The organism is Cycloclasticus sp., from assembly GCA_040743155.1.
Taxonomy (GTDB): Bacteria; Pseudomonadota; Gammaproteobacteria; order Methylococcales; family Cycloclasticaceae; genus Cycloclasticus.
The window spans coordinates 229,541-253,938 of record JBFLJU010000001.1; the positions used below are offsets into that span (position 1 = coordinate 229,541).

Sequence of the window (24,398 nt, forward strand, 5' to 3'; positions counted from 1 at the left end):
TTAGAAAGATTTAGGAAACAAGATGCCTCGTTCTACTCCAATAGAGTGTTATCGGAATATTGGCATCATGGCTCATATTGATGCCGGTAAAACGACAACAACAGAGCGAGTTTTATTTTATACAGGTGTGTCACACAAGATGGGCGAAGTCCATGATGGTGCGGCAACGATGGACTGGATGGAGCAGGAACAGGAGCGTGGGATAACCATTACTTCTGCTGCAACAACATGCTTTTGGTCTGGCATGGATAAACAGTTTGATACACACCGTATTAATATTATTGATACACCGGGTCACGTAGACTTCACAATTGAAGTTGAAAGATCTTTGAGAGTTTTAGATGGTGCATGTGCGGTTTTTTGCGCGGTAGGTGGTGTAGAGCCTCAGTCTGAAACAGTTTGGCACCAAGCTAATAAATATGATGTGCCAAGATTGGCTTTCATAAACAAGATGGATCGAGCTGGTGCGGATTTTTTAAGAGTAGTGCAGCAGTTAAAAGATAGGTTGGGCTGCAATTCGGTGCCATTGCAGTGCGCTATTGGTGCTGAAGATGAGTTTAGAGGTGTGGTTGATTTGATCACAATGAAAGCCGTCTACTGGGATGGAAATGACAAAGGGGTGTCGCATCAAAATGCTGATGTACCTTTGGAGATTTTAGAAGAATGTGAAGTTCTTCGAGAGCAGTTGATTGAAGCGGCTGCTGAAGGTAATGATGATTTGATGGAGTTGTACCTTGACTCTGGAGAATTGTCCGAAGAGCAAATCAAACAAGGTTTGCGTCTTCGTACGTTAAGAAATGAAATTGTTTTAGTTTTATGTGGTAGTGCATTCAAAAACAAGGGTGTGCAACCTATGTTAGATGCTGTTGTGGATTATTTACCATCACCAGTTGATGTGCCGGCAATTAAAGCGGTAGTCGCTGATGATGAAAAGCCTACAGAGCGATTGGCGGACGATAGTTCTCCTTTTGCTGCGCTAGCTTTTAAAATTGCAACGGATTCTTTTGTCGGTACGTTGACTTTTTTCAGGGTCTACTCTGGTGTTTTAAAGACAGGTGATTCTGTTTTTAATCCACTTAAAGGAAAAAAAGAACGTATTGGTCGATTGGTTCAAATGCATTCTAATGATCGACAAGAAGTTAAAGAAGTATATGCAGGCGATATTGCTGCAGCTATTGGGCTTAAAGATGTCACTACGGGTGATACCTTATGCGCAATAAATGAACCAATTACGCTTGAGCGTATGGAGTTCCCGGATCCTGTGATTTCGATTGCGGTTGAGCCTAGAACCATACAGGATCAAGATAAAATGGCTTTAGCGTTGGGTAAGCTTGCACAAGAAGACCCGTCGTTTAAAGTGCATACTGATGAAGAGTCAGGACAAACGATTATTTCTGGAATGGGTGAGTTACATTTAGAAATTATTGTTGATAGATTACGAAGAGAATTTAGTGTTGTGGCGAATGTTGGTACACCACAAGTTGCTTATCGAGAGACGATACGTAAAAGTGTTGAACAAGAAGCCAAGTTTATTAGGCAATCAGGTGGTCGCGGTCAATATGGGCATGTGTGGCTTAAAATAGAGCCACTAGATGGTAGTGAGTTCGAGTTTGTAGACGCTGTTGTTGGTGGCTCCGTACCCAAAGAATACATTGGTGCGGTTGAGACCGGTGTGAAAGAACAGATGAAAAATGGTGTTTTAGCGGGTTATCCCATGATCAATATAAAGGTAACTTTATATGATGGTTCGTATCATGATGTTGACTCAAATGAAATGGCGTTTAAAATAGCGGGTTCAATTTGTTTCAAGGATGGGGCGGCAAATGCCAATCCTGCTGTCCTTGAGCCGATGATGAAGGTCGAGGTGGTTACACCAGAAGACTATATGGGTCATGTTGTTGGTGATCTGAATAAGCGAAGAGGAATTATTCTTGGTATGAATGATGGCCCCGCTGGAAAGTTGATTGATGCAGAAGTACCGCTGGCAGAAATGTTTGGCTATGCAACTGATTTAAGATCGGCAACACAGGGAAGAGCGACTTATAGCATGATGTTTAATAAGTACGCTGAAGTACCTAAAGCGTTAGAAGAAAAGATTAAGAGCAGAATTTTTTATTAATATTAAGTAATGACGGGTATTGAGTAATGTCTAAAGAAAAATTTGAAAGAAATAAGCCCCATGTCAACGTCGGCACGATTGGACACGTTGATCACGGTAAAACAACTTTAACAGCAGCGTTAACGAAAGTCATGGCAGAAGCCATGGGTGGAGAAGTTAAAGCCTTTGACGAGATTGATAACGCACCAGAAGAGCGTGAGCGTGGTATTACCATCGCAACATCGCATGTTGAATATGAGTCAGCAAACCGTCACTACGCACACGTAGATTGCCCAGGTCACGCCGATTACGTTAAAAACATGATTACCGGTGCTGCTCAAATGGACGGCGCTATTCTAGTTTGTTCAGCTGCTGATGGTCCAATGCCACAAACACGTGAGCATATCCTGTTATCACGCCAAGTTGGTGTTCCTTATATCGTCGTGTTCATGAACAAAGCCGATATGGTTGATGATGATGAGCTACTAGAATTAGTAGAAATGGAAATACGTGAACTATTAGACATGTATGAATTCCCAGGTGACGACACACCAGTTATCACCGGTTCTGCTCTTAAAGCCCTAGAAGGCGATACATCAGAAATCGGCGTACCTTCAGTGCTTAAATTAGTAGAAGCATTAGACACATACATCCCGTTACCAGAACGTGCAATTGATGGCGACTTCATTATGCCAGTAGAAGACGTGTTCTCAATCTCAGGTCGTGGCACAGTTGTTACGGGTCGTATCGAACGCGGTGTGATCAACGTTGGTGAAGAAATTGAAATCGTTGGAATTAAAGACACAGTAACAACAACTTGTACAGGTGTTGAAATGTTCCGTAAATTGCTTGACCAAGGTGAAGCAGGCGATAACGTAGGTATCCTACTACGTGGCACAAAACGTGAAGACGTAGAGCGTGGCCAAGTATTGGCAAAGCCAGGATCAATCAACCCGCATACACACTTCGAAGCTGAAGTATATGTATTGGGTAAAGATGAAGGTGGTCGTCATACACCATTCTTCAACGGTTACCGTCCACAGTTCTACTTCAGAACAACCGACGTAACAGGTGCATGTGACTTACCAGAAGGCGTAGAAATGGTTATGCCAGGTGATAACGTGCAAATGACAGTAAAACTAATCAACCCGATTGCGATGGAAGAAGGATTACGCTTTGCTATTCGTGAAGGTGGCCGTACAGTTGGTGCCGGTGTTGTTGCTAAAATAATTGAGTAATTAAAATGTCAAAACAATCTATAAGAATACGTTTAAAAGGCTTTGATCATCGTTTAATAGATCACGCTGCACGAGAAATTGTCGAAACTGCAAAAAGGACAGGTGCTCAAGTAATGGGTCCTATTCCATTGCCTACAAAAAAAGAACGCTTTACTGTTCTGATTTCTCCGCATGTTAATAAAGATGCAAGGGATCAATATGAACTTCGTACGCACAAACGTATGATGGATATTGTTGAACCAACAGATAAAACGGTTGATGCGCTGATGAAACTTGATTTATCGGCTGGTGTTGACGTTCAAATTAAGCTGAATTAATTCAGCTGTAAAATACAAAATAAAGGATAAATCATGTCTTTAGGTTTAGTTGGCCGTAAGTGCGGTATGACAAGATTGTTTACAGAAGAAGGTGTTTCAATTCCTGTTTCTGTTGTGCAAATTTTGCCGAATCGTATTACACGTGTATTAAGTCAAGAATCCGATGGTTATTCTGCTGTGCAGGTAACTACAGGTGACGTTAAAAACTCTCGTGTAAATAAGGCTGAAGCAGGTCAATTTACAAAAGCAGGTGTTGAAGCTGGAAGAGGATTGTGGGAGTTTAGGCTTGATAACGATTCTGACCTTGAGGTAGGTTCTGATCTGCCATTGGACATATTTGAAGCTGGTCAAAAAATTGATGTGCGTGGACAAAGCATCGGTAAAGGTTTTGCAGGTGTTATTAAAAGGTATAACTTCCAAATGCAAGATGCCACTCACGGTAACTCTCTTTCTCATCGTGCGCCTGGTTCAATTGGTCAGTGCCAAACACCTGGTCGAGTCATTAAAGGTAAGAAAATGGCCGGTCACATGGGTAATGAAAGAGTGACGACCCAAAACTTAGAAATAGTGCGAATTGATGCTGAGAAATCTGTCGTGCTAATTAAAGGTGCGATTCCAGGTTCAAAGAACGGCGATATCGTGATTACACCTGCTATCAAATCAAATAAATAGGCATAAATATGAATACTCAAACGCCTGTCGTAGGTAAAGATGTTTCTGAGGCCGTTTTTGGTCAGGATTACAACGAAGGAATAATTCATCAGCTTGTTGTCACATATATGGCAAATGCTAGATCTGGTACACGTGCTCAGAAAACTCGTTCTGAAGTTAGTGGTGGTGGAGTCAAACCTTGGAAACAAAAAGGAACCGGCCGTGCTCGTGCTGGAACAATTAGAAGTCCAATTTGGCGTACCGGTGGTGTAACATTTGCTGCTAAACCACAAGATCACAGTAAAAAGCTCAACAAAAAGATGTATGCCGTAGGCATGAGATCTATTTTGTCTGAACTAATTCGTCAAGAAAGATTAGTTATTGTTGATGGTTTGTCAATTGAAGAGCCAAAAACTAAATTATTGAATGCAATGCTAGCTGAGCAAGGGTTAACGAGTACGTTGTTTGTTTTAGCTGCGGAAGATGTAAATCTTCAGCTTGCCAGTAGAAACATTCATAAGGTGGATGTTTGCACAGCTTATGAAATTGATCCAGTTTCACTCTTGGCTTATGAAAAAATTTGCATGACTGCTGATGCGGTTTCGCTAATAGAGGAGCGTTTGAAATGAACCAAGAATTTTTATTGCAATTAATTACTGCACCTGTCGTTACTGAAAAAAGCTCAATTGCAGCTGACAAAAGTAATCAGTATGTATTTAAAGTAAATAACAGCGCAAATAAAACTGAAATCAAAGCAGCTGTTGAAAAACTATTTGACGTCAATGTTGAATCTGTAAAAACATTGAATGTAAAAGGTAAAGTCAAACGCTTTGGTAAAGGTTTTGGTAAAAGATCAGATGTTAAAAAAGCGTATGTTCGTATTAAATCAGGGCAAGAAATAGAGTTCATTTCTGCTTAATTGGAAGATAAATAATCTTATGGCAATTGTAAAATCTAAACCAACTTCACCTGGCTCACGCTTCGTCGTTAGAGTCAGAAATACTGAGCTAAGTAAGTCAGCACCTCATGCTCCCCTTTTAGCGAAGAAGACTAAATCGGGTGGTAGAAATAATAATGGTCGAATTACGACTAGGCACCGTGGTGGGGGTCATAAACAACATTATAGAATTATTGATTTCAAAAGAAATAAGTATGATGTGCCGGGCAAAGTAGAAAGTCTGCAATATGACCCAAATAGAACTGCCAATATCGCTCTAATACTATATAATGATGGCGAAAGACGATACATTATTGCACCAAAGGATTTGAAAGTTGGTGATGAAATAGTTTCTTCTGAAGTAGCCCCAATTACAATAGGTAACTGTTTACCAATGAGGAATATTCCCGTTGGTACGCAAGTCCATTGTGTTGAATTAAAGCCAAGCAAGGGTGCTCAAATCGCTCGTAGCGCTGGAACAGTAGTTCAAATCGTTGCTCGTGACGGTGATCATGTAACGCTAAGATTGCGCTCTGGTGAGATGCGTAAAGTGTTATCTGAGTGTCGTGCTGTTATTGGTGAAGTGGGTAATTCAGAGCATAGCCTTATTTCTCTTGGGAAAGCCGGCGCGAAACGTTGGAGAGGTGTTAGGCCAACCGTTCGTGGTGTTGCTATGAACCCAGTAGATCACCCGCATGGTGGTGGTGAAGGTCGTACATCAGGTGGTCGCCACCCAGTGTCGCCTTGGGGTATGCCAACAAAGGGTTATAAGACGCGTAAGAACAAACGCACTGATAAGTTAATCGTAAGAAACAGAACAAAACGTTAAGGATATATTGTGCCAAGATCCATTAAAAAAGGCCCTTTCGCTGATCTTCATTTGCTGAAGAAAGTTGAAGCAGCCATAGAAAGTAACAATCGCCGACCAATTAAAACTTGGTCTAGACGTTCAATGATTTCGCCAACAATGGTTGGGTTAACGATTGCTATCCATAATGGAAGACAGCATATGCCAGTATTGATTACTGAAAATATGGTCGGACATAAATTGGGTGAGTTCGCGTTAACGCGTACTTATCGTGGTCATATCGTTGACAAGAAATCAAGATAACAACTGGTGTAGTGATGGAAGTTAAAGCTAAATTAAAAAACGCAAATTTTTCTGCTCAAAAAGGTCGTCTTGTTGCGAATCAGATAAGAGGTATGAATGTTGAGGCTGCATTAGATCTTTTGGGTTTTAGTACCCGTAAAGCGGCAGATAGTTTTAAGAAACTACTCAACTCAGCGATTGCAAATGCCGAGCATAATGAAGGTGCAGACGTTGATGCGTTATACGTGTCAACAGTATTTGTTGACGAGGCGCCAACATATAAACGTTTTAAAGCGCGTGCTAAAGGCCGTGGCAATAAAATCCTTAAAAGAAACTGCCATCTAACTGTTGAAGTTAGTGATACTAAATAAAGAGTAAATAGATATGGGTCAAAAAGTACATCCTACTGGTATACGTCTCGGAATCGTTAAAGACTGGAATTCGCGTTGGTACGCAAGTACTCAGGCTTATCCTGAGATGTTGAGACAAGACTTAATTGCTAGAGATTTCCTGAAAAAGAAATTAATGTCAGCTTCTGTTAGCAAGATTCAAATTAACCGCCCTGCCGGAAATGCACAGATTACAATTCATACTGCTAGACCAGGGATTGTTATTGGTAAAAAAGGTGGTGACGTTGATTCGTTACGTGCTGAAGTTAGCAAAATAATGGGTGTGCCGGTTCAGATCAATGTTGAAGAAATTCGCAAGCCCGAACTTGATGCGTTGTTAGTAGCAGAAAGTGTTGCTCAGCAATTAGAGCGTAGAATCATGTTCAGACGTGCTATGAAGCGTGCTGTTACTAATACGATGCGTTTAGGTGCTGAAGGCATTAAGATTAAAGTTAGTGGTCGTTTAAATGGTGCGGATATCGCTAGAAACGAATGGTACAGAGAAGGTCGTGTTCCTTTGCATACTCTTCGTGCTGATATCGATTATGGCTTTACTGAAGCTTTAACGACTTATGGTATTTTAGGAATTAAGGTTTGGATATTCAAAGGCGAAGTCTTTGAAGAAAAAAATGCTCTTCCTATTGTGGGTTCTAAGGAAGCGGCTGGAGAATAGGTATCTACGATGTTACAACCAAAAAGAACAAAATTTAGAAAAGCTCATAAAAACAGAAACACTGGACTAGCTCATCGTGGCAGCAGTGTAAGTTTTGGTGAGTTCGGTTTAAAGTCCATTGAGCGTGGAAGAATGACTGCTCGTCAAATTGAAGCTGGTCGACGCACAATTACACGTCATATTAAACGTGGTGGTAAAGTTTGGATTCGAGTGTTTCCAGATAAGCCGATTACAAAGAAACCATTAGAAGTACGTATGGGTAAGGGTAAAGGTAGTGTAGAATTCTGGGTTGCTCAAATTAAACCTGGCACTATGTTGTTTGAGTTGCAAGGTGTATCTAAAGAGATAGCTGTTGAAGCTTTTAAATTAGCTGCTGCAAAGCTACCTTTCAAAACAAAATTTGCTGAACGGACCATAATGTAATGAAAGCATCTGAATTAAGAGAAAAAACAGCTCAAGAGTTAAATGAATTACTTCTTGAGTTAAGAAAAGAGCAGTTTAATTTACGTATGCAAAGTGCTACGGGTCAATTGAACCAAGTACATCAATTTGGTGTAGTGCGTGGTGATATCGCGCGTATTAAAACCATCTTGAACGATCAAACAGGTGAATCTAAATGAGTGTAGAAGAGCAAACTCTAAGAACCATTTCTGGTGTTGTGACCAGTAATAAAGGCAATAAATCTATTACTGTAGCAGTTACACGTCAAGTAAAGCATCCTTTGTATGGCAAAGTGATTAAACGTACGACCAAATATAACGCTCATGACGAAAGTAATGAGTGTTCAGAAGGTGATATCGTTTCTTTAGTTTCATGTCGACCGATTTCAAAGTCAAAAACATGGAAACTTCACGAAATCATCGAAAAAACAAAATAGAGTTAGTTGGAGTAAGTAATGATTCAAATGCAGACAAGGCTTGATGTAGCCGATAACAGCGGCGCACGTAATGTTATGTGTATTAAGGTGCTGGGTGGTTCTCATAAGCGCTATGCAAAGATTGGTGACATTATCAAGGTCAGTATTAAAGATGCTATTCCTCGGGGTAAAGTCAAAAAAGGTGACGTTGTAAATGCTGTGGTTGTAAGAACTAGAAAAGCAATTCGACGCCCTGATGGCTCAGCTATCCGTTTTGATGGTAATGCTGCGGTACTTTTAAACGCAAACTTGCAGCCGATTGGTACGCGTATTTTTGGCCCTGTTACTCGTGAGTTAAGAAATGAGAAATTTATGAAAATTATCTCATTGGCTCCTGAAGTCATTTAATGGTTTAAGTTAATTATGAATAAAATTAAAAAAGGTGATGAGGTTATTGTTTTAACCGGAAAGGATAAGGGTAAAAGAGGTCTTATTTTATCTGTTGTTTCTGCTGATAAAGTTTTAGTAGAGGGAATCAATTCTGTTAAAAAACACCAAAAACCTAATCCGAATAAGGGTATTGAGGGTGGTATTGTTGAAAAGCAAATGCCAATCAATATTTCAAACGTGGCAATATTTAATACTCAGACTAAAAAAGCGGACAGAATAGGCTTTAGAGTGCTTGAAGACGGAAAGAAAGTCCGATTCTTCAAATCAACCAATGAAGTGCTTGACGCTTAAGCGAATAGAGAAAAGTTATGTCAATTTTAGAAGAACGTTATAAAAAAGAAATGGTTCCGGCTTTATTCAAGGAGCTTAATCTTAAGTCTGTGATGGAAGTTCCTAAAATCACCAAAATCACTCTTAATATGGGTGTTGGTGAAGCAGTTGCGGATAAGAAGGTTATTCAGAACGCAGTTGGAGATCTCGAAAAGATTTCCAGTCAGAAACCAGTCATTACAATATCAAAAAAATCTATCGCCGGCTTTAAAATCCGTGATGATATGCCAATTGGTTGTAAGGTAACGCTAAGAAATGATCGCATGTATGATTTCTTACAGCGTTTAATCTCGATTGCTATTCCAAGAATTCGGGACTTCCGTGGTTTGAGTGACAAGTCATTTGACGGACGTGGTAATTACTCTTTAGGTGTTACTGAGCAAATTATCTTCCCTGAAATTGATTACGATAAAATTGATACGCTTCGTGGTTTAGATATTGCAATTACGACGACTGCTAGAAATGATGAAGAAGGCCGTGCTTTATTGAAGGCTTTCAATTTCCCTATTAAAAAACAAGGTTAGAAAATGGCTAAGAAATCAATGATAGCTAGAGAGAATAAACGTATTCGTTTAGTCGCTAAATATGCTGCAAAAAGAACAGAGCTTAAAGAAATTATTAGAAATCCAAAGTCAACTTTTGATCAAGTGTCAGAAGCGCAAGCTAAATTAGTTTCATTGCCTAGAGATTCTAGCCCATCACGTGTACGTAACCGATGCAATATCACGGGTCGTCCACACGGTTATTACAGAAAATTTGGCCTTGGACGTAATAAATTACGCGAAGCAACTATGCGCGGTGACGTGCCTGGTTTGTCTAAAGCTAGCTGGTAAAAGAGGAATATTTATATGAGCATGAGTGATCCTATTGCAGATATGTTAACTCGCATTCGTAATGCGCAGTCTGCTGAAAAAACAAGTGTAAGAATGCCGTTTTCAACTAAAAAATTAGCCTTAGCGAATATTTTAGAGCAAGAAGGCTTTGTTGCTGGTTCTAGCAAAATTGAAGATTCAGAAACCAAACCTGAACTAGAAATAACATTAAAATATTTCCAGGGAAAGCCGGTAATCGAATCAATAGATCGTGTTAGTAAACCAGGGTTGCGCATCTATAAATCTAAAAACGAGCTTCCTAAAGTTAAAGGTGGCTTAGGTGTAGCTATTATTTCAACGTCAAAAGGCTTATTGACCGACCGTGCGGCACGTGCTGAAGGTCATGGTGGTGAAGTCCTTTGTTACGTTAGTTAAATTAGGGTTTATTATGTCAAGAATTGCAAATAGTCCGATTGAATTGCCTACAGGTGTTGAGTTTAAGAACTCTGATGGTCAATTAACGGTAAAAGGTAAAAATGGTGAGCTAAATTGCAAGCTATTTAATTGTGTAGATATTGAAGTGAATGACAATGTTATTTCCTTTAAAACTAACAATACTGTAAAAGGCTCAATCGCATTAACAGGTACTCAACGTTCCCTCGTTAATAATATGGTTGTTGGTGTGACGACAGGTTTCGAAAAGAAATTGGAGTTACGCGGTGTTGGTTATAGAACACAAGTTAAAGGTAAAGTATTAAATTTAACCTTAGGTTTTTCTCATCCAGTTGAATATAAAATTCCCGATGGCATAACCATTGAGGCGCCATCTCAAACTGAGATAACCGTTAAAGGTTGTGATAAACAATTAGTTGGTCAAGTAGCAGCTAACATTCGGGCTTATCGATCACCTGAGCCGTATAAAGGTAAAGGAATTAGATACGTTGGTGAGCATGTAGTTATGAAAGAAGCTAAGAAGAAATAGGCAGGATAATGGATAAGAAAAGTTCACGTTTGCGTAGAGCAACTAAAACAAGATCTCGAATAAAAGAAAGTGGTAAAATGCGTTTAAGCGTTCACCGCTCTCCTCGTCATATTTACGCACAAGTTACAAGTGGCGATGGCTCCAAAGTTATTGTTAGCGCATCGACTTTGTTAGCTGATATTAAATCATCGGTAAAGAACTGTGGCAATATTGAAGCGGCCAGCGTTGTTGGTAAGATTATTGCTGAGCGTGCTGTTGAAGCAGGGATAACTCAAGTTGCTTTTGATCGCTCTGGCTTTAAATATCATGGTCGTGTCAAAGCTCTTGCGGAAGCTGCACGTGAAAACGGATTGGAATTTTAGAGGCAATTATGGCATCAATACCTGGACAAAATAATCAACAAGACGACTTACAAGAAAAATTAATTACAGTAAGAAGAATTTCAAAAGTTGTTAAAGGTGGTCGTCAATTTAGATTCTCTGCGCTTGCCGTAGTAGGTGACGGTAAAGGCCGTGTCGGCTTTGGGATTAGTAAAGCACGTGAGGTTCCTGTTGCTATTCAAAAGGCGATGGAGCAAGCACGCAAGAATATGACCACTGTTAATCTGAGTGGCAATACGCTTCAATACCCAATTACATCAAAATATGGTGCTGCTGAAGTGTTTATGAAACCAGCCTCTGAAGGTACTGGTATTATTGCTGGTGGTGCAATGCGAGCTGTTTTTGAAGTTGTAGGGGTTCATGACGTTCTAGCAAAATGTGTTGGTAGTAACAACCCTGCTAATGTTGTTCGGGCAACTATTAAAGGCTTGTCAGATATGACCAATGCTGAATTAGTTGCAATGAAACGTGGCAAATCAGTAGCAGATATCATCGGGTAATTATAATGAGTGATAAAAAAATAAAAGTAACTATGATTCGTAGCAAAAATGGCCGCTTAGCATCTCATAAAGCATGTGTTGCTGGTCTAGGTTTACGTAAAATTCATCAAACAGTTGAAGTTATTGATACACCAGAAAATAGAGGTATGATCAATAAAGTTCACTACATGCTTCAAGTAGAAGAGGTTTAAATAATGTTATTAAATACAATTAAGCCTGCTGCGGGCAGCAAAAAGTCTGCTAAACGAGTTGGTAGAGGCATTGGGTCTGGTTTTGGTAAAACTTGTGGACGTGGACATAAAGGTCAAAAATCACGTTCAGGCGGCTATAGTAAAGTTGGTTTTGAAGGTGGTCAAATGCCAATTCAGCGCAGACTTCCTAAAGTTGGTTTTACTTCAGCAAAAAAGAAACTGACTTCTGAAGTAAGGCTTAACGAGTTGTTAAATCTTAAGGATGATGTTATTACTGTAGAAACCCTTATTGCTGCGGATATCGTTCCTGTTTTTACAAAACGAGTTAAGGTTATTCTTTCTGGTGAAATTAAATCTGCCGTGAAGCTTAAAGGTATTGCTGCTACAGCCGGAGCTGCTAAAGCAATTGAAGCAGCTGGCGGAAGCTTAGCTTAAGCTATGTCTGCGAGAGGATCCTTAGCTACCCAAAAAGGTGGCGGTCTCAGTAATATGCCTGAATTACGTCAAAGACTATTTTTCGTATTAGGTGCTTTATTCGTTTTTCGAATTGGAGCGCATGTTCCTGTTCCTGGGATTGATCCAAAAGCACTGTCGCTTATGTTTGAGCAACAGGCGGGTACAATTTTAGACATGTTTAACATGTTCTCTGGTGGTGCTTTAAAAAGGTTGAGTATTTTTGCTTTAGGCATTATGCCTTACATTTCTGCTTCAATTATCATTCAGTTGATGACATCTGTTGTTCCAAAGTTCGAACAACTTAAAAAAGAAGGTGAATCAGGAAAAAGGAAAATAACTCAGTACACGCGGTATTTTACTGTGGTACTAGCTACTTTTCAGGCCTTTGGTGTGGCAACAGCGATACAAGGGCAGTCAGCCGGCGGTTTACCTGTAGTATTTAATCCAGGCATGGCGTTTATGTTTACCGCAGTGGTTACTCTAGTTAGTGGTACATTGTTCTTGATGTGGCTTGGCGAGCAGGTTACTGAGAGAGGAATTGGGAATGGTATTTCAATTATTATCTTTGGTGGCATTGTTGCAGGGCTACCAAGTGCAATTGGTGGAACACTAGAACTCGTTAGAACAGGCGAAATGAATGCCTTTATGGTGATCATGCTGTTCCTTGTTGCGATAGCTGTGACAGCGTTTGTTATTTTTGTTGAGCGTGCCCAACGGCGCATTTCAATCAATTATGCAAAACGTCAGCAAGGTAATAAAATGATGGCGGGTCAATCTAGCTTTTTACCACTTAAGCTTAATATGGCAGGTGTTATTCCTCCCATTTTTGCTTCTAGTATTATTTTATTCCCATCAACCATAGCCGGTTGGTTTGGAAATAGTGAAGGAATGGGGTGGCTGCAAGATATATCTAGTATGTTGTCACCAGGGCAGCCAATCTATGTGATGTTATATGCGGCTGCCATTATCTTCTTTTGTTTTTTCTATACTGCGTTAGTCTTTAATTCAAGAGATACGTCTGATAATTTAAAGAAATCAGGTGCATTTATTCCAGGTATAAGACCAGGTGAGCAAACGACTAAATATATTGACGCAGTTATAACGAAATTGACTTTATTAGGCGCTATGTACATTACTGCAGTGTGCCTGTTGCCAGAGTTTTTGATTGTTTATTGGAATGTCCCCTTTTACTTCGGTGGCACTTCCTTATTGATTATTGTTGTTGTGGTCATGGACTTTATTGCACAGATGCAGTCACATTTAATGTCGCAGCAATATGATGGTTTAATGAAAAAAGCAAACCTTAAAAACAAATAGATTAGGGTTCTAGTAGGAGTTAATTATGAAAGTAAGAGCATCAGTTAAAAAAATATGTCGTAACTGTAAAGTCGTTAGACGTAATAGAGTTGTACGTATTATTTGTAAAGACGGACGGCATAAACAACGTCAAGGCTAATAGTTTAGCTTGTAGTTATTCACAATAAAGATTAAAATTGCCGGTTTTCTACTGGCTAAAATAACGGAGAGAATTAATGGCACGTATTGCTGGTATTAATATACCTGATAATAAGCACATTGTTATTTCACTGACTTCTATTTATGGAATCGGTCTTACAAGATCGAAAGCTATATGTGTTGCAGCTGGAATTGATGCAGCAACAAAAGTAAGAGAACTTTCAGAAGATCAATTAGAACTTCTGCGTACAGAAGTTGGTAAATATTTAATTGAAGGCGACCTGCGTCGTGAAGTATCAATGAATATTAAACGATTATTAGATCTGGGTTGCTTCCGTGGGATTCGTCACCGTAGAAGCTTACCTGTTCGTGGGCAGCGTACTAAAACAAACGCTAGAACACGTAAAGGTCCTCGTAAACCAATTAGAAAATAAGATTTAATTAAAGGATATTTTAAGTATGGCTAAACCAAGTCGTAGTAAAAAGAAAGTAAAAAAGAGTGTAGTCGATGGCATAGTGCATGTTCACGCTACATTTAATAATACAATCGTGACTATCACAGACCGTAAAGGTAATACTCTTGCATGGGCTACTGCCGGTGGATCTGGATTCAGGGGTTCACGTAAAAGCACACCTTTTGCCGCTCAAGTAGCTGCTGAACGTGCTGGTGAAGTAGTCAAAGAATTTGGCATGAAAAACCTTGAAGTGAAAATTAAAGGTCCAGGACCTGGTCGTGAGTCTGCGGTTCGTGCGCTTAACAACATTGGTTTTAACATTACTTTTATCGAAGATGTGACACCTATTCCACACAATGGTTGTCGTCCACCTAAAAAACGACGTGTATAACTAGGAAATTATTATGGCTAAATATACTGATTCAAAATGTCGTTTATGTCGTCGTGAAGGCGAAAAGCTTTATCTAAAAGGCGAAAAATGCTACACAGCTAAGTGTGCTATTGAAAAAAGAGCATATCCACCTGGGCAGCATGGACAACGTCGTACACGTCTTTCAGACTATGCTTTGCAACTACGTGAAAAGCAAAAGTTACGCCGTACTTATGGTGTTCTTGAAAAGCAATTCCGTGGTTATTATGCTGAAGCTGCACGTATTAAAGGTTCAACAGGTGAAAACTTATTACAACTTTTAGAATGTCGTTTAGATAACGTTGTCTACCGTATGGGTTTCTCTTCTTCTAGATCTGAGGCAAGACAACTTGTTAGACATAACGGAATCGTAGTTAACGGTGTTCGTGTAAATATTCCTTCATTTCAAGTTAATTCAGACGATGTGATTGAAGTGAAAGAAAGTGCAAAAAACCAAAATCGTATCAAATCAGCTCTAGAATTTGTTGAGCAACGTGGAATCCCTGAGTGGATCGAACTTGATATTAAAAAGATGCAAGGTACATTTAAGACTAAGCCAGAAAGATCTGACTTGCCTGCTGAAATCAACGAACATCTTGTTGTTGAGCTGTACTCTAAGTAATCTTTAAAGAGGAAATATAATGCAAAATCTACTTTCAGGGTTTCTACAACCTAAAGTTACAGGAGTTCAGTCAATTTCTCCTACTTGTTCAAAAGTCACTATTGAACCTATGGAGCGTGGCTACGGCCATACACTTGGTAATGCCTTAAGGCGTGTGTTGTTGTCATCAATTTCTGGTTGTGCCGTTACAGAAATTAAGATTGATGGTGTATTGCACGAATACTCAACAATTGATGGTGTACAAGAAGATGTTATTGACATTATTCTAAATTTAAAGAATTTAGCTGTCATTTTGAACGCTAAAGATGAAGCTTACCTTACCATCGAGCAATCAGGTGAAGGCCAGGTAACGGCTGCTGATATACAAATTGATCATGATGTTGAAATTATCAATCCTGAATTGGTTATTGCTAATTTGACTGCTAAGGGCAAATTATCAATGTCTATCAAAGTAGAGCGTGGATCTGGCTATCAAACAGCCGCTTCTCGCAAACAAGAAGATGAAGACCTACCGGTTGGTACATTATTGCTGGATGCTTCTTTTAGTCCTATTAAAAGAATCTCATACAATGTTGATACAGCCCGTGTTGAGCAACGTACAAACTTAGATAAGTTAATTATTGAACTTGAGACCAACGGAACGATTGATCCTGAAGAAACGATTAGAGCTGCGGCTACTATCCTTCATCATCATATTGCTGTCTTTGTTGATTTAAAAGATATCGTTGATGAACCTGAGCTTCCAAAAGAACCTGAGTTTGATCCAATTCTTTTACGCCCAGTTGATGACCTTGAGTTGACAGTACGTTCTGCAAATTGTCTAAAAGCTGAGCAAATATTTTATATTGGTGACTTGATTCAACGTACTGAAGTTGAGTTGCTTAAAGCACCTAACTTAGGTAAGAAATCACTAACTGAAATTAAAGATGTATTGGCTTCAAAAGGTATGTCTTTAGGTATTCGTCTTGAAAATTGGCCGCCATCTAGTTTAATTACTAGTGACAGAGCTGTATCTTCAATTTAATTTAAGGATTTAACTATGCGTCATCGTAAATCAGGCAGACAGCTTAATCGTAACAGCAGTCACCGTAAGGCCATGTTCAAAAATATGGCTAATTCATTAATTGATCACGAAGTCATTCGTACAACATTACCTAAAGCAAAGGAACTACGTCGTTTTATTGAGCCTCTTATAACGGCTTCGAAGACTGACTCAGTTGCTAAGCGTCGTTTGATATTCGCTCGTTTAAGAGACCGTGATAGCGTAACGAAACTATTCAATGATCTTGCACCACGTTATAAAGATCGTCCTGGTGGCTACCTACGGATTTTAAAATGCGGTTTCAGAACAGGTGATGCTGCGCCAATGGCTTTTGTTGAATTAGTTGATCGTGATTCTGTGGATAGTGAGCAGAGTTCTGAAGCTTAATTGCATTTACAAGCTTAATTGCATTTACAAGCTTAAATAAAAAAACCGGGTTTAACCCGGTTTTTTTATGTTCAATGATTAAGTTTTATCTTTCAAGGTGGTCGAGCTTATTTTCCTTGTCTGCCCAGTCATCGGCATCTTCTGGTGCATCTTTAACATCGGTTATTACTGGCCACTCTAATGATAAGTCAGCATTTATCTTAATAAACTCTTCTTGTCCTTCTGGAAGTTCATCTTCTGAATAAATGGCTTCTACAGGGCATTCTGGTTCACACAGTGTGCAATCAATGCATTCATCTGGATCGATGACTAGAAAGTTTGGCCCTTCATGAAAGCAATCCACTGGGCAGACGTCTACACAATCAGTGTATTTACATTTTATGCATGCTTCGGTTACGACAAATGTCATTTTGTATTCCTTGTTGATTTAGTTACTGTTGATATTATATTCAATCTTGGGAGGGATTTAATGCTTTATTGCATTTGAAGTTTGATTGTTAAATGGCGAACTTAATACCAATTATAAGTAAAATACTGGCTACTATATATTTCAATGTCTTCTCGGGAAGTTTCTCGCCTACGATTGCACCTATATAGATCGCAGGTAATGAGCCAACAAGTAGGCTTAAAAGTAAATTAAAATCAATATTACCTAGTTGCAAATGTCCTAAGCCAGCAACAGCGGTTAATGGAACGGCATGGGCGATGTCAGTTCCAATGATAGTTCTGGTACGTAGGCCAGGGTACAATAACAAGAGTATCGCGCCGCCTATAGCGCCTGCGCCGACAGAAGATAGGGTGACCAGAACGCCCAGAACCAAACCTAAGCAAATGATTACAAGGGGGCTTGGGCTGTAATTAACTGGTTTTTTGAAGTATTTGTTTATCGTATCTTTAAAGATGATGACAATGGATGTCAGTATCAACATAAAGCCAAGCGTTATAGAGATAATATGTTCAAACGCTTCACCAGATAATTCAAAATATTGAATAATGTATATGCAGGCTATAGAGCCCGGTAAACTCCCTAAACAAAGGTTTTTAACAATAGACCAATTTATGTTTTTGAGTCTTTGGTGTGACCAAACTCCACTTGCTTTGGTAATTGCGGCATATAATAAGTCAGTACCAACCGCAATGGCCGGTTGTACATTGAACCCAAGCACTAGTAATGGTGTCATAAGTGAACCGCCACCAACCCCTGTTAAGCCAATAACAAAGCCGACTGCGGCGCCTGCGAATATGTATAGAAAGTCCAAATTAAAACCGTATAAGAATATAAGCTTGAAATATAATCCAATCGTCTTATAATAAAAAGGAATATATATTTCTATATTTATAACCAGATAAGATAAGAAACTATGAAATTACAGCAATTACGCTATATTTGGGAAGTATCAAAAAACAACTTAAATGTTTCTGCAACAGCCGAATCGATTTATACATCTCAACCCGGAATAAGTAAACAAATTCGTATTTTGGAAGACGAATTAGGAATACCTATTTTCACTCGTAATGGCAAACATCTGACGGATATGACGCCGGCAGGTAAAAAAATTATTTCTATTGCTGGTGAAATGCTGATGCAAGTGGAAAATATAAAGAATATTGCTAAAGAATATCGTGATGAAAGCAAAGGTTTATTATCGATTGCTACAACGCATACGCAAGCCCGTTATGCTTTGCCATCGATCATAAAATCTTTTATGCAGGACATGCCTGAAGTTAGTTTAGATATTCAACAGGGCACGCCTGTGCAGATATCAGAAATGGTGTCACAAGGTAAAGTTGATTTAGCTATTGCGACAGAGGCTATCGAGCTTTTTGATAACTTGATTATGCTTCCTTGTTATTCGTGGGATCGTTGTATTTTGGTGCCAAAAGGGCATGAACTCACAAAAATTAATCGTTTATCTCTACGGGAGGTTGCCCAGCACCCTTTAATTACTTATGTATTTGGTTTTACCGGCCGCTCTAAACTTGATGATGCATTTAAGGCTGAAAACCTTAGCCCAAATGTCGCGTTAACAGCCGTTGATGCTGATGTGATTAAAACCTATGTGCGGCTTGGATTGGGTGTGGGAATTGTTGCTCGTATGGCATATGACGAGAAATTGGATGAAGATTTGGTAGCCCTTGATGCGAGCCACTTATTTGGTAAAAGCGTGACCAAGATAGGTATCCGTAAAGATACCTTTTTAAGGGGCTATATGTATGAATTTATTCGTTTATTTGCGCCTCATTTAACACAAGATGTCATTAATACGGCAATGCAACTAAAAGAGCAAACGGCGATTAATGCGTTATTTGATGACGTTAGCTTGCCGCATTACTAGTCATTAACTTGGTTTTGTTAAACTAGAATGTAGGCCGCATTCTTTACTATCGGCTTCTTCCCACCACCAGCGACCTTCTCTGGGATCTTGGTGGGGCAGAGTTGGGCGCGTGCATGGCTCGCAACCAATGCTAATAAATCCCTTGTTGTGTAATGGGTTAAATGGTACTTCAAGTGCACGGATATACGACCATACCTCTTCAGAACTCCAGTGACACAAGGGGTTAAACTTTAGTAGTTCACCTTCTATGCCTTCAAACGCAGAATCTATTTCTACAATAGGGAGGCTATCACGAGTAGCCTTACTTTGATCTCGGCGTTGCCCTGTAATCCAACCGGATAAAGTCGTTAGATGCCGCTTTAGAGGTTCTACCTTTCTAATGCCACAACATTCCTTATGGCCGTCTTGATAAAAGCTAAATAAACCTTTCTCTGCGGTCATCTTTTCTAAGCTAACTTGGTTTGGCGATAGTACGGTTATTTGAATCTTGTAATGATCCATCACAGTTTGAATGAACTGGTATGTTTCTGGGTGTAGGCGCCCTGTATCTAAGGTGAAGACACTTGGCTCTAGCCCAAGTTTACACGCCATATCTATTAGTACGACATCTTCGGCGCCACTGAATGAAATAGCTAGGTTGTTATTACTAGCGTAAATTGTCTTAAGAATCTCTCGGGGTTGTTTATTATCGAGTTGATCTTGCAGTGTTTGAATGTTCATGCCATTGATTACAGTATTTTTGTTGGATTAAGTGTAACAAACATCGTATATTTCAAAAATTCTAAATTGAGATATCAATAGAAGTAATGGTGCTCAGCAGTAGTAAAGTGGATGTGTTAATTACTCGGTAATTGTTAGGTTTGAGAGAAGTAGTGTTGTAGGAACTGATCAAAGTCTATCGTGTCGCTTTCTTCTATAAGGCGTTGTTCTTTGATTGATTGTTGGCTAGCTTGTTCAAAACACCGCTGTTGTTCATCCGCTAAGTTTCTTTTGTTAAAGAGTTCATGATGCTTATTTGCTTGCTGCATAGCGAACTTGAAGAAGGGCAGGTTCTGTTCCTTCATGGATTTTAAAACCATTGCAGATGGGGTGAGTTCTACATTATTTAATTTGGCTATTTGCGCATTAAGGGATGCTGTGTAGGGTTTCGATGTATCGTCTGCATCAAGAATATTGCAGAGATCTAGCATTTCTTGGCAGATCTCTAAGCCCCAAGTTTTCAAACTAGCAGACTCTCCTTGACGACGCAGTAATAAACCATCTTTACGTCCTTCTGATGCGACCAGTGTTAGATTTTTATCAACGCAGGCTTTATCCTCAGCTGATAGTGACGGGCTGTCTGTTAATAAACAGAAAATCATAAAGGCTTCTAAAAAGCACAGTTGTTGTTCACTGATGCCGGCAGGGTCAAAAGGGTTTAAGTCAACTGAGCGTAATTCAACATAACGAACGCCTCGTTTTTTTAATGCTTCACTAGGGCGTTCACCTGATTTAGTCAGCTGTTTTGGTCGTACGTTGCTGTAATACTCGTTTTCAATTTGTAAAATATTGGCGTTAAGCTGTTGGTGTTGCCCAGCATTATCTTTGATGCCTAATTTTTCATAGTCAGCGGTAGGTGTTTGTGTTGCGGCCACTAATCGGCTGAGATAATCATCAAGGCTGTTATATGAAATATTGATGTCGGATTGACTGTCGTTCTTATAGCCAATATCGCTCATTCTTAAAGACGTGCAGTAGGGCTTATAGAGCGTTCCTTGGTCAAATTCCTCAAATAAGTGGCTCTGCCCTTTAACGAATGATTTACAAATTGCAGGTGATGCTCCAAACAGGTATAAAACCAACCAGCCATAACGGTGTAGGTTGCGGGTCATATCCATGTAGGATTGAGAAATGAAATCTTGTTCAGTCTGTGTATCTTGTTCAATTGACTGATAAATTGGCCAAAATTTTTCCGGTAAGGAATAATTAAAATGTATACCAGCAATCGCTTGCATACTTCTGCCATAGCGGTGCCATAAGCCAATGCGATATACGTGTTTCATCTTTCCGATATTTGAATCACCGTAATTCGCGATTGGGATACTCATGTCGCCGTCAACAAGGCACGGCATGCTCGTTCCCCAAAGCATTTCATCACCCAAATGTTGATAGGTATAAGAATGCACGGCTTCCATGAAATTTAATGTTTCAGCTGCCTTACTAAAAGGCGGTGTAATAAACTCAAGTAATGCTTCTGAGTAATCGGTGGTGATGTAGGGGTTTGTTAGTGCCGAACCAAGCCCTTTAGGGTGGGGTGTTTGAGAAATTTTTCCTTGAGGGTTTACGCGTAAACTTTCCTTTTCAATACCTTTTAAACCACCGCACAGTACGCTGCTTTGTTGGTTATTTATGAAGTTTTTGAGCCTGTTTCGTATGCGCGAGTACAACGTAAACCTACCTGTTATGATTAAGCGTAAAAAATAATGGCTATGGATACCACTATAGCGGCGTTAATTATAGGCTAACGAATGGCGCAACATGTTAATTGATCAGGTTAAAAAACAAATAATAGTAAGGCAGAGTGATCGAACTCACGTAAATGGATTCTTGCTCCTGATGTTTTTATTGTTGGCTTTTGGGCATAACTCCAATGCATATGCTAAAAAATTAATTAAAGTTGTTAGCGTTATTGATGGTGATACCGTCGTTTTATTGGGTGGACAGAAAGTTCGTTTCTTGGGTATTAATACGCCGGAAATAGGTTATCGCGGTAAGCCAAGTGAAGCCGGAGCAGTGACTGCAAAAGAGTACTTAAAGACACTAGTTCTACATAAAAAGGTTTATATAGAGCGAGATATTGAAAGAGAAGACCATTATGGGCGAACGCTGGCATATATCTTTTTAGAAGATGGGCTAAATATTAATTTAGCGCTGGTTCGTCGTGGTGTGGCTACCTTAAGTCTTCACCCGCCAAACCTTAAATACGCAAAGAGTCTCCAGTTCGCTCAACATCAAGCTGAAGAAAGTCGGCTAGGGCTTTGGGCGCTAGAGGCTTATCAGGCTAAGAAAGTGGAGCTTATTGCAGATAAGAAACTAACAACATGGGGGCGGTTTTATGCGCGAGTTCAGAAAGTATCGCACTCAAAGAAAGGCAGTAAACTGTGGCTGAATACAACAACATATGTTTGGATTAGTGTGGCTAATAAGCGGTATTTTCCTGAACTTGCCCGTTATAAAGGGCGGCGGGTTGAAATTCGGGGCTGGCCAAGAAAGAGGGGAAAGAATTGGTCAATCAGCGCCATTCATTCAAGTCAATTATTGATAAAACCTTAAAGCAGGCTAGTCAAGCTTGAATCAAAGTAACTGCGTGAGTTGGCGGTATCAGAAGAGTGCGGAAAAGGGTTGTACTTGCACCCATTCACCTTCTTTGATGGATGATCGTTCGTGTTCGAGAATGATAAAGGCGTTGGCGTCACTCATGGATTTTAAAATTCCCGAGCCCTGTTGGCCAGTTGTGCTAACTTGCCATTCGTCGTCAATCCCTTTTGATAAAATGCCGCGTTGAAATTCTGTGCGACCTGAAATTTTACGAATCGACTGAGTACACTTAGCCTTAATCATTGGCGCTATCAAAGGTGTTGTTAGCCCCATCATTTTTTGTAAGCACGGCAAAGCAAACTGATAAAAGGTGACCATGACGGCAACCGGGTTGCCGGGTAAACCAAAGAATATTGCGTCGCCAATGTTGCCAAAGGCGATGGGCCGTCCCGGTTTCATCGCAACTTTCCAAAAGTTAATTGAGCCGGCCTCTGACAGCACTTGTTTGGTGTAATCAGCTTCACCAACCGAGACCCCACCAGAGGTAAAAATGACATCGGCGCTTTTTGATGCCAGCTCAAATGCGTTGCGTAATTTATCAGGCTCATCAGCGATGACCCCCATGTCTAAAACGCTGCAACCTATTTTCTTTAATGCCGACATGATGCTGTAGCGATTACTGTCGTAGATACAACCTTCGCGTGGCGCATCACCAATACTCAGCACTTCATCGCCGGTTGAAAAGACGGCGACGACTAAGGGTGTTTTCACCTGAAATTCTGCGATACCCAGTGATGCTATTAAGCCAATTTGCGGTGGCGTTAATTTGGTGCCGGCTTGTAAAATTGTTTGACCGCTTTGGATATCTTCACCTGCTTGCCGAACGTTTTGACCGGCATTATGACGAGCATCGATATGAATTTTGTTGCCGTGAACTTCCACGTGTTCTTGCATAATGACCGTATCGGCCAAGTCGGGCATTTGGGCACCGGTCATTATCTGAATACAATCGCCTGCTTGTAAATCGCCTTTATGGGGGTGGCCAGCAACGACGCGGCCAACAATGCTCAGCCTAGCTATTTCGCCGCTCGCCGGTAGGTCTGCTTGCATCATGGCATATCCATCAACCGCTGCATTACGATGCGAAGGGACGTTGATGGGTGAAACGATGGATTTGTCGAGAACTCTATCAACGGCAGTTGTTAAGTGAACCTGTTCACCGCCGGTTCGTTCTGATACGGCGCTTAACATATGGTGTAGGGCGTTTTCGACCGTTAATGTGCCTTGCTCATTTTCATCGTCGCAACTGTTTTGTACGTTTAAGGTGGTCATCTTATGAGTTGTTCTTTGCTGGATTTAATATGGTCACTTTATCTGAATGAGTAGGGCGTTTAATGACGTTGATTTGGCCATTTTCAATGTGCAAGTGGCGGTCGGCAATATGCTCCACAGTATGTGTTTCGTGACTGCTGATCATAATCGTAATGCCTTCGGCTTTGAGTCGTTGTAATAAGAGGCTAGTTTGCTGTTTTGCATCGGTATCCATGCTAGCGGTTGGCTCGTCAAGTAATAAGAGCCGCGGCGATAAAATACGCGCGCGAGTGAGCGCAACGCGTTGCTTTTCACCGCCCGATAATTTTTTTGCTGGACGGTGGGCAAGGTGCGATAGGTCGGCCCAATCTAAGGCTTGCATCACTTTTTGGTGAGCGTTCGCTTTGTTTTCACCCGACCGGTATAAGCCGTAAGCAATGTTATCGGCGACACTGGCATCAAACAAATAGGGTTGTTGATGTAAATAAATAATATCTTTTTGGATATAGGGTTTAGCTTGTTGCCAAGACATATCCAAACCCTGGTAATGAATGTGGGTAGATTTCGGCTTTAATAGGCCGCTCATAATCTTGAATAAGGTGGTTTTGCCCGAGCCATTTTTACCTGTTAGCAAGGTGCATTGATGGGCCTGCACGGTTAGGTGGTCGATGTCTAGAATCGATTTTCCTGACAAAGTAATCGTGATGTTCTTATAGTCGATTAAGTTGCTCATG

The 24,398-nt window shown here is 40.2% G+C and carries 38 protein-coding genes; 32 read left to right on the forward strand and 6 right to left on the reverse strand.

The window, feature by feature from the left end:
- Nucleotides 1-22 precede the first annotated feature (22 nt).
- The 30 genes from fusA to rplQ all read left to right on the forward strand — a co-directional run bounded on the left by fusA (nucleotide 23) and on the right by rplQ (nucleotide 16,720).
- Complete coding sequence (fusA, locus tag AB1Y31_01140; protein MEW4981767.1) at nucleotides 23-2,119, forward strand: elongation factor G; 2,097 nt, start codon at nucleotides 23-25, stop codon at nucleotides 2,117-2,119.
- A 26-nt stretch (nucleotides 2,120-2,145) separates the two neighbouring features.
- Entirely contained in the window at nucleotides 2,146-3,336 is a 1,191-nt protein-coding gene (tuf, locus tag AB1Y31_01145) for an elongation factor Tu (GenBank protein MEW4981768.1), read from the forward strand.
- A gap of 5 nt (nucleotides 3,337-3,341) precedes the next feature.
- Entirely contained in the window at nucleotides 3,342-3,653 is a 312-nt protein-coding gene (rpsJ, locus tag AB1Y31_01150; GenBank protein ID MEW4981769.1) for a 30S ribosomal protein S10, read from the forward strand.
- A 33-nt stretch (nucleotides 3,654-3,686) separates the two neighbouring features.
- Complete coding sequence (gene rplC, locus AB1Y31_01155; protein MEW4981770.1) at nucleotides 3,687-4,325, forward strand: 50S ribosomal protein L3; 639 nt, start codon at nucleotides 3,687-3,689, stop codon at nucleotides 4,323-4,325.
- An 8-nt stretch (nucleotides 4,326-4,333) separates the two neighbouring features.
- Entirely contained in the window at nucleotides 4,334-4,933 is a 600-nt protein-coding gene (rplD, locus tag AB1Y31_01160) for a 50S ribosomal protein L4 (protein ID MEW4981771.1), read from the forward strand.
- Nucleotides 4,930-5,223: a 50S ribosomal protein L23 gene (rplW, locus tag AB1Y31_01165; GenBank protein MEW4981772.1), complete on the forward strand. Its 294-nt coding sequence runs from the start codon at nucleotides 4,930-4,932 to the stop codon at nucleotides 5,221-5,223. Before rplD ends, rplW begins: the two co-directional genes overlap by 4 nt.
- A 19-nt stretch (nucleotides 5,224-5,242) precedes the next feature.
- A complete protein-coding gene (rplB, locus tag AB1Y31_01170; protein MEW4981773.1) occupies nucleotides 5,243-6,070 on the forward strand; it encodes a 50S ribosomal protein L2 in 828 nt (275 codons plus the stop codon).
- A 9-nt stretch (nucleotides 6,071-6,079) separates the two neighbouring features.
- A complete protein-coding gene (gene rpsS / locus AB1Y31_01175) occupies nucleotides 6,080-6,352 on the forward strand; it encodes a 30S ribosomal protein S19 (GenBank protein MEW4981774.1) in 273 nt (90 codons plus the stop codon).
- 14 nt (nucleotides 6,353-6,366) lie between these two features.
- Nucleotides 6,367-6,702, forward strand: coding sequence for a 50S ribosomal protein L22 (gene rplV / locus AB1Y31_01180; protein ID MEW4981775.1), 336 nt, complete (start codon nucleotides 6,367-6,369; stop codon nucleotides 6,700-6,702).
- A gap of 13 nt (nucleotides 6,703-6,715) precedes the next feature.
- Nucleotides 6,716-7,393 (forward strand): 30S ribosomal protein S3, encoded by a 678-nt coding sequence (gene rpsC, locus AB1Y31_01185; GenBank protein ID MEW4981776.1) that lies wholly within the window; start codon nucleotides 6,716-6,718, stop codon nucleotides 7,391-7,393.
- A gap of 9 nt (nucleotides 7,394-7,402) precedes the next feature.
- Nucleotides 7,403-7,816: a 50S ribosomal protein L16 gene (gene rplP, locus AB1Y31_01190; GenBank protein ID MEW4981777.1), complete on the forward strand. Its 414-nt coding sequence runs from the start codon at nucleotides 7,403-7,405 to the stop codon at nucleotides 7,814-7,816.
- Nucleotides 7,816-8,013: a 50S ribosomal protein L29 gene (rpmC, locus tag AB1Y31_01195; protein ID MEW4981778.1), complete on the forward strand. Its 198-nt coding sequence runs from the start codon at nucleotides 7,816-7,818 to the stop codon at nucleotides 8,011-8,013. The genes rplP and rpmC overlap by 1 nt, the downstream gene beginning before the upstream one ends.
- Nucleotides 8,010-8,270: a 30S ribosomal protein S17 gene (gene rpsQ, locus AB1Y31_01200; protein MEW4981779.1), complete on the forward strand. Its 261-nt coding sequence runs from the start codon at nucleotides 8,010-8,012 to the stop codon at nucleotides 8,268-8,270. The genes rpmC and rpsQ overlap by 4 nt, the downstream gene beginning before the upstream one ends.
- An 18-nt stretch (nucleotides 8,271-8,288) precedes the next feature.
- Nucleotides 8,289-8,657 (forward strand): 50S ribosomal protein L14, encoded by a 369-nt coding sequence (gene rplN, locus AB1Y31_01205; GenBank protein MEW4981780.1) that lies wholly within the window; start codon nucleotides 8,289-8,291, stop codon nucleotides 8,655-8,657.
- Nucleotides 8,658-8,672: 15 nt separating this feature from the next.
- Complete coding sequence (rplX, locus tag AB1Y31_01210) at nucleotides 8,673-8,990, forward strand: 50S ribosomal protein L24 (protein MEW4981781.1); 318 nt, start codon at nucleotides 8,673-8,675, stop codon at nucleotides 8,988-8,990.
- Nucleotides 8,991-9,007: 17 nt separating this feature from the next.
- Nucleotides 9,008-9,553 carry a 50S ribosomal protein L5 gene (gene rplE / locus AB1Y31_01215; protein MEW4981782.1) on the forward strand — a complete coding sequence of 182 codons (546 nt, stop codon included), beginning with the start codon at nucleotides 9,008-9,010 and terminating at the stop codon, nucleotides 9,551-9,553.
- A 3-nt stretch (nucleotides 9,554-9,556) separates the two neighbouring features.
- Nucleotides 9,557-9,862 carry a 30S ribosomal protein S14 gene (gene rpsN / locus AB1Y31_01220; GenBank protein MEW4981783.1) on the forward strand — a complete coding sequence of 102 codons (306 nt, stop codon included), beginning with the start codon at nucleotides 9,557-9,559 and terminating at the stop codon, nucleotides 9,860-9,862.
- Nucleotides 9,863-9,877: 15 nt separating this feature from the next.
- Nucleotides 9,878-10,276: a 30S ribosomal protein S8 gene (gene rpsH / locus AB1Y31_01225; GenBank protein ID MEW4981784.1), complete on the forward strand. Its 399-nt coding sequence runs from the start codon at nucleotides 9,878-9,880 to the stop codon at nucleotides 10,274-10,276.
- 13 nt (nucleotides 10,277-10,289) lie between these two features.
- On the forward strand, nucleotides 10,290-10,823 hold the full coding sequence (gene rplF, locus AB1Y31_01230) for a 50S ribosomal protein L6 (GenBank protein MEW4981785.1): 534 nt from the start codon (nucleotides 10,290-10,292) through the stop codon (nucleotides 10,821-10,823).
- Between the two features lie 8 nt (nucleotides 10,824-10,831).
- Complete coding sequence (gene rplR / locus AB1Y31_01235; GenBank protein ID MEW4981786.1) at nucleotides 10,832-11,185, forward strand: 50S ribosomal protein L18; 354 nt, start codon at nucleotides 10,832-10,834, stop codon at nucleotides 11,183-11,185.
- A gap of 8 nt (nucleotides 11,186-11,193) precedes the next feature.
- A complete protein-coding gene (gene rpsE, locus AB1Y31_01240) occupies nucleotides 11,194-11,703 on the forward strand; it encodes a 30S ribosomal protein S5 (protein MEW4981787.1) in 510 nt (169 codons plus the stop codon).
- Between the two features lie 5 nt (nucleotides 11,704-11,708).
- Nucleotides 11,709-11,894, forward strand: coding sequence for a 50S ribosomal protein L30 (gene rpmD / locus AB1Y31_01245; GenBank protein MEW4981788.1), 186 nt, complete (start codon nucleotides 11,709-11,711; stop codon nucleotides 11,892-11,894).
- Between the two features lie 3 nt (nucleotides 11,895-11,897).
- Entirely contained in the window at nucleotides 11,898-12,329 is a 432-nt protein-coding gene (gene rplO / locus AB1Y31_01250; protein MEW4981789.1) for a 50S ribosomal protein L15, read from the forward strand.
- A gap of 3 nt (nucleotides 12,330-12,332) precedes the next feature.
- Entirely contained in the window at nucleotides 12,333-13,667 is a 1,335-nt protein-coding gene (gene secY, locus AB1Y31_01255) for a preprotein translocase subunit SecY (protein MEW4981790.1), read from the forward strand.
- A 25-nt stretch (nucleotides 13,668-13,692) separates the two neighbouring features.
- Complete coding sequence (gene rpmJ, locus AB1Y31_01260) at nucleotides 13,693-13,806, forward strand: 50S ribosomal protein L36 (protein MEW4981791.1); 114 nt, start codon at nucleotides 13,693-13,695, stop codon at nucleotides 13,804-13,806.
- A 76-nt stretch (nucleotides 13,807-13,882) separates the two neighbouring features.
- Nucleotides 13,883-14,239 carry a 30S ribosomal protein S13 gene (gene rpsM / locus AB1Y31_01265; GenBank protein ID MEW4981792.1) on the forward strand — a complete coding sequence of 119 codons (357 nt, stop codon included), beginning with the start codon at nucleotides 13,883-13,885 and terminating at the stop codon, nucleotides 14,237-14,239.
- A 25-nt stretch (nucleotides 14,240-14,264) separates the two neighbouring features.
- The gene (gene rpsK, locus AB1Y31_01270; GenBank protein ID MEW4981793.1) at nucleotides 14,265-14,651 is read left to right on the forward strand and encodes a 30S ribosomal protein S11; all 387 of its coding nucleotides are present in this window, start codon (nucleotides 14,265-14,267) and stop codon (nucleotides 14,649-14,651) included.
- 13 nt (nucleotides 14,652-14,664) lie between these two features.
- The gene (gene rpsD / locus AB1Y31_01275; protein MEW4981794.1) at nucleotides 14,665-15,291 is read left to right on the forward strand and encodes a 30S ribosomal protein S4; all 627 of its coding nucleotides are present in this window, start codon (nucleotides 14,665-14,667) and stop codon (nucleotides 15,289-15,291) included.
- A 19-nt stretch (nucleotides 15,292-15,310) separates the two neighbouring features.
- Nucleotides 15,311-16,315, forward strand: a complete 1,005-nt coding sequence (gene rpoA, locus AB1Y31_01280) for a DNA-directed RNA polymerase subunit alpha (protein ID MEW4981795.1) — start codon at nucleotides 15,311-15,313, stop codon at nucleotides 16,313-16,315.
- Nucleotides 16,316-16,330: 15 nt separating this feature from the next.
- Nucleotides 16,331-16,720, forward strand: a complete 390-nt coding sequence (gene rplQ / locus AB1Y31_01285) for a 50S ribosomal protein L17 (protein MEW4981796.1) — start codon at nucleotides 16,331-16,333, stop codon at nucleotides 16,718-16,720.
- An 85-nt stretch (nucleotides 16,721-16,805) separates the two neighbouring features.
- Here the strand turns inward: rplQ and fdxA are convergent, their stop codons facing one another.
- Complete coding sequence (gene fdxA, locus AB1Y31_01290) at nucleotides 16,806-17,129, reverse strand: ferredoxin FdxA (GenBank protein MEW4981797.1); 324 nt, start codon at nucleotides 17,127-17,129, stop codon at nucleotides 16,806-16,808.
- 88 nt (nucleotides 17,130-17,217) lie between these two features.
- Nucleotides 17,218-17,979 carry a sulfite exporter TauE/SafE family protein gene (locus tag AB1Y31_01295; protein ID MEW4981798.1) on the reverse strand — a complete coding sequence of 254 codons (762 nt, stop codon included), beginning with the start codon at nucleotides 17,977-17,979 and terminating at the stop codon, nucleotides 17,218-17,220.
- A gap of 102 nt (nucleotides 17,980-18,081) precedes the next feature.
- On the opposite strand from AB1Y31_01295, the gene cysB reads away from it, so the two are divergent.
- The gene (gene cysB / locus AB1Y31_01300) at nucleotides 18,082-19,056 is read left to right on the forward strand and encodes an HTH-type transcriptional regulator CysB (GenBank protein ID MEW4981799.1); all 975 of its coding nucleotides are present in this window, start codon (nucleotides 18,082-18,084) and stop codon (nucleotides 19,054-19,056) included.
- Nucleotides 19,057-19,059: 3 nt separating this feature from the next.
- Here cysB and AB1Y31_01305 read toward each other — a convergent pair whose 3' ends face one another.
- Both AB1Y31_01305 and gshA read right to left on the reverse strand, forming a co-directional pair.
- On the reverse strand, nucleotides 19,060-19,776 hold the full coding sequence (locus AB1Y31_01305; GenBank protein ID MEW4981800.1) for a phosphoadenylyl-sulfate reductase: 717 nt from the start codon (nucleotides 19,774-19,776) through the stop codon (nucleotides 19,060-19,062).
- A gap of 134 nt (nucleotides 19,777-19,910) precedes the next feature.
- Nucleotides 19,911-21,482 carry a glutamate--cysteine ligase gene (gene gshA, locus AB1Y31_01310; GenBank protein MEW4981801.1) on the reverse strand — a complete coding sequence of 524 codons (1,572 nt, stop codon included), beginning with the start codon at nucleotides 21,480-21,482 and terminating at the stop codon, nucleotides 19,911-19,913.
- 91 nt (nucleotides 21,483-21,573) lie between these two features.
- Here gshA and AB1Y31_01315 point away from each other — a divergent pair, with 91 nt between their 5' ends.
- Nucleotides 21,574-22,368: a thermonuclease family protein gene (locus AB1Y31_01315; protein MEW4981802.1), complete on the forward strand. Its 795-nt coding sequence runs from the start codon at nucleotides 21,574-21,576 to the stop codon at nucleotides 22,366-22,368.
- A gap of 48 nt (nucleotides 22,369-22,416) precedes the next feature.
- On the opposite strand, the gene glp is transcribed toward AB1Y31_01315, so the two are convergent.
- Both glp and AB1Y31_01325 read right to left on the reverse strand, forming a co-directional pair.
- Nucleotides 22,417-23,685: a gephyrin-like molybdotransferase Glp gene (glp, locus tag AB1Y31_01320; GenBank protein ID MEW4981803.1), complete on the reverse strand. Its 1,269-nt coding sequence runs from the start codon at nucleotides 23,683-23,685 to the stop codon at nucleotides 22,417-22,419.
- 1 nt (nucleotide 23,686) lies between these two features.
- On the reverse strand, nucleotides 23,687-24,397 hold the full coding sequence (locus AB1Y31_01325; protein ID MEW4981804.1) for an ABC transporter ATP-binding protein: 711 nt from the start codon (nucleotides 24,395-24,397) through the stop codon (nucleotides 23,687-23,689).
- Between the last annotated feature and the right edge of the window lies 1 nt (nucleotide 24,398).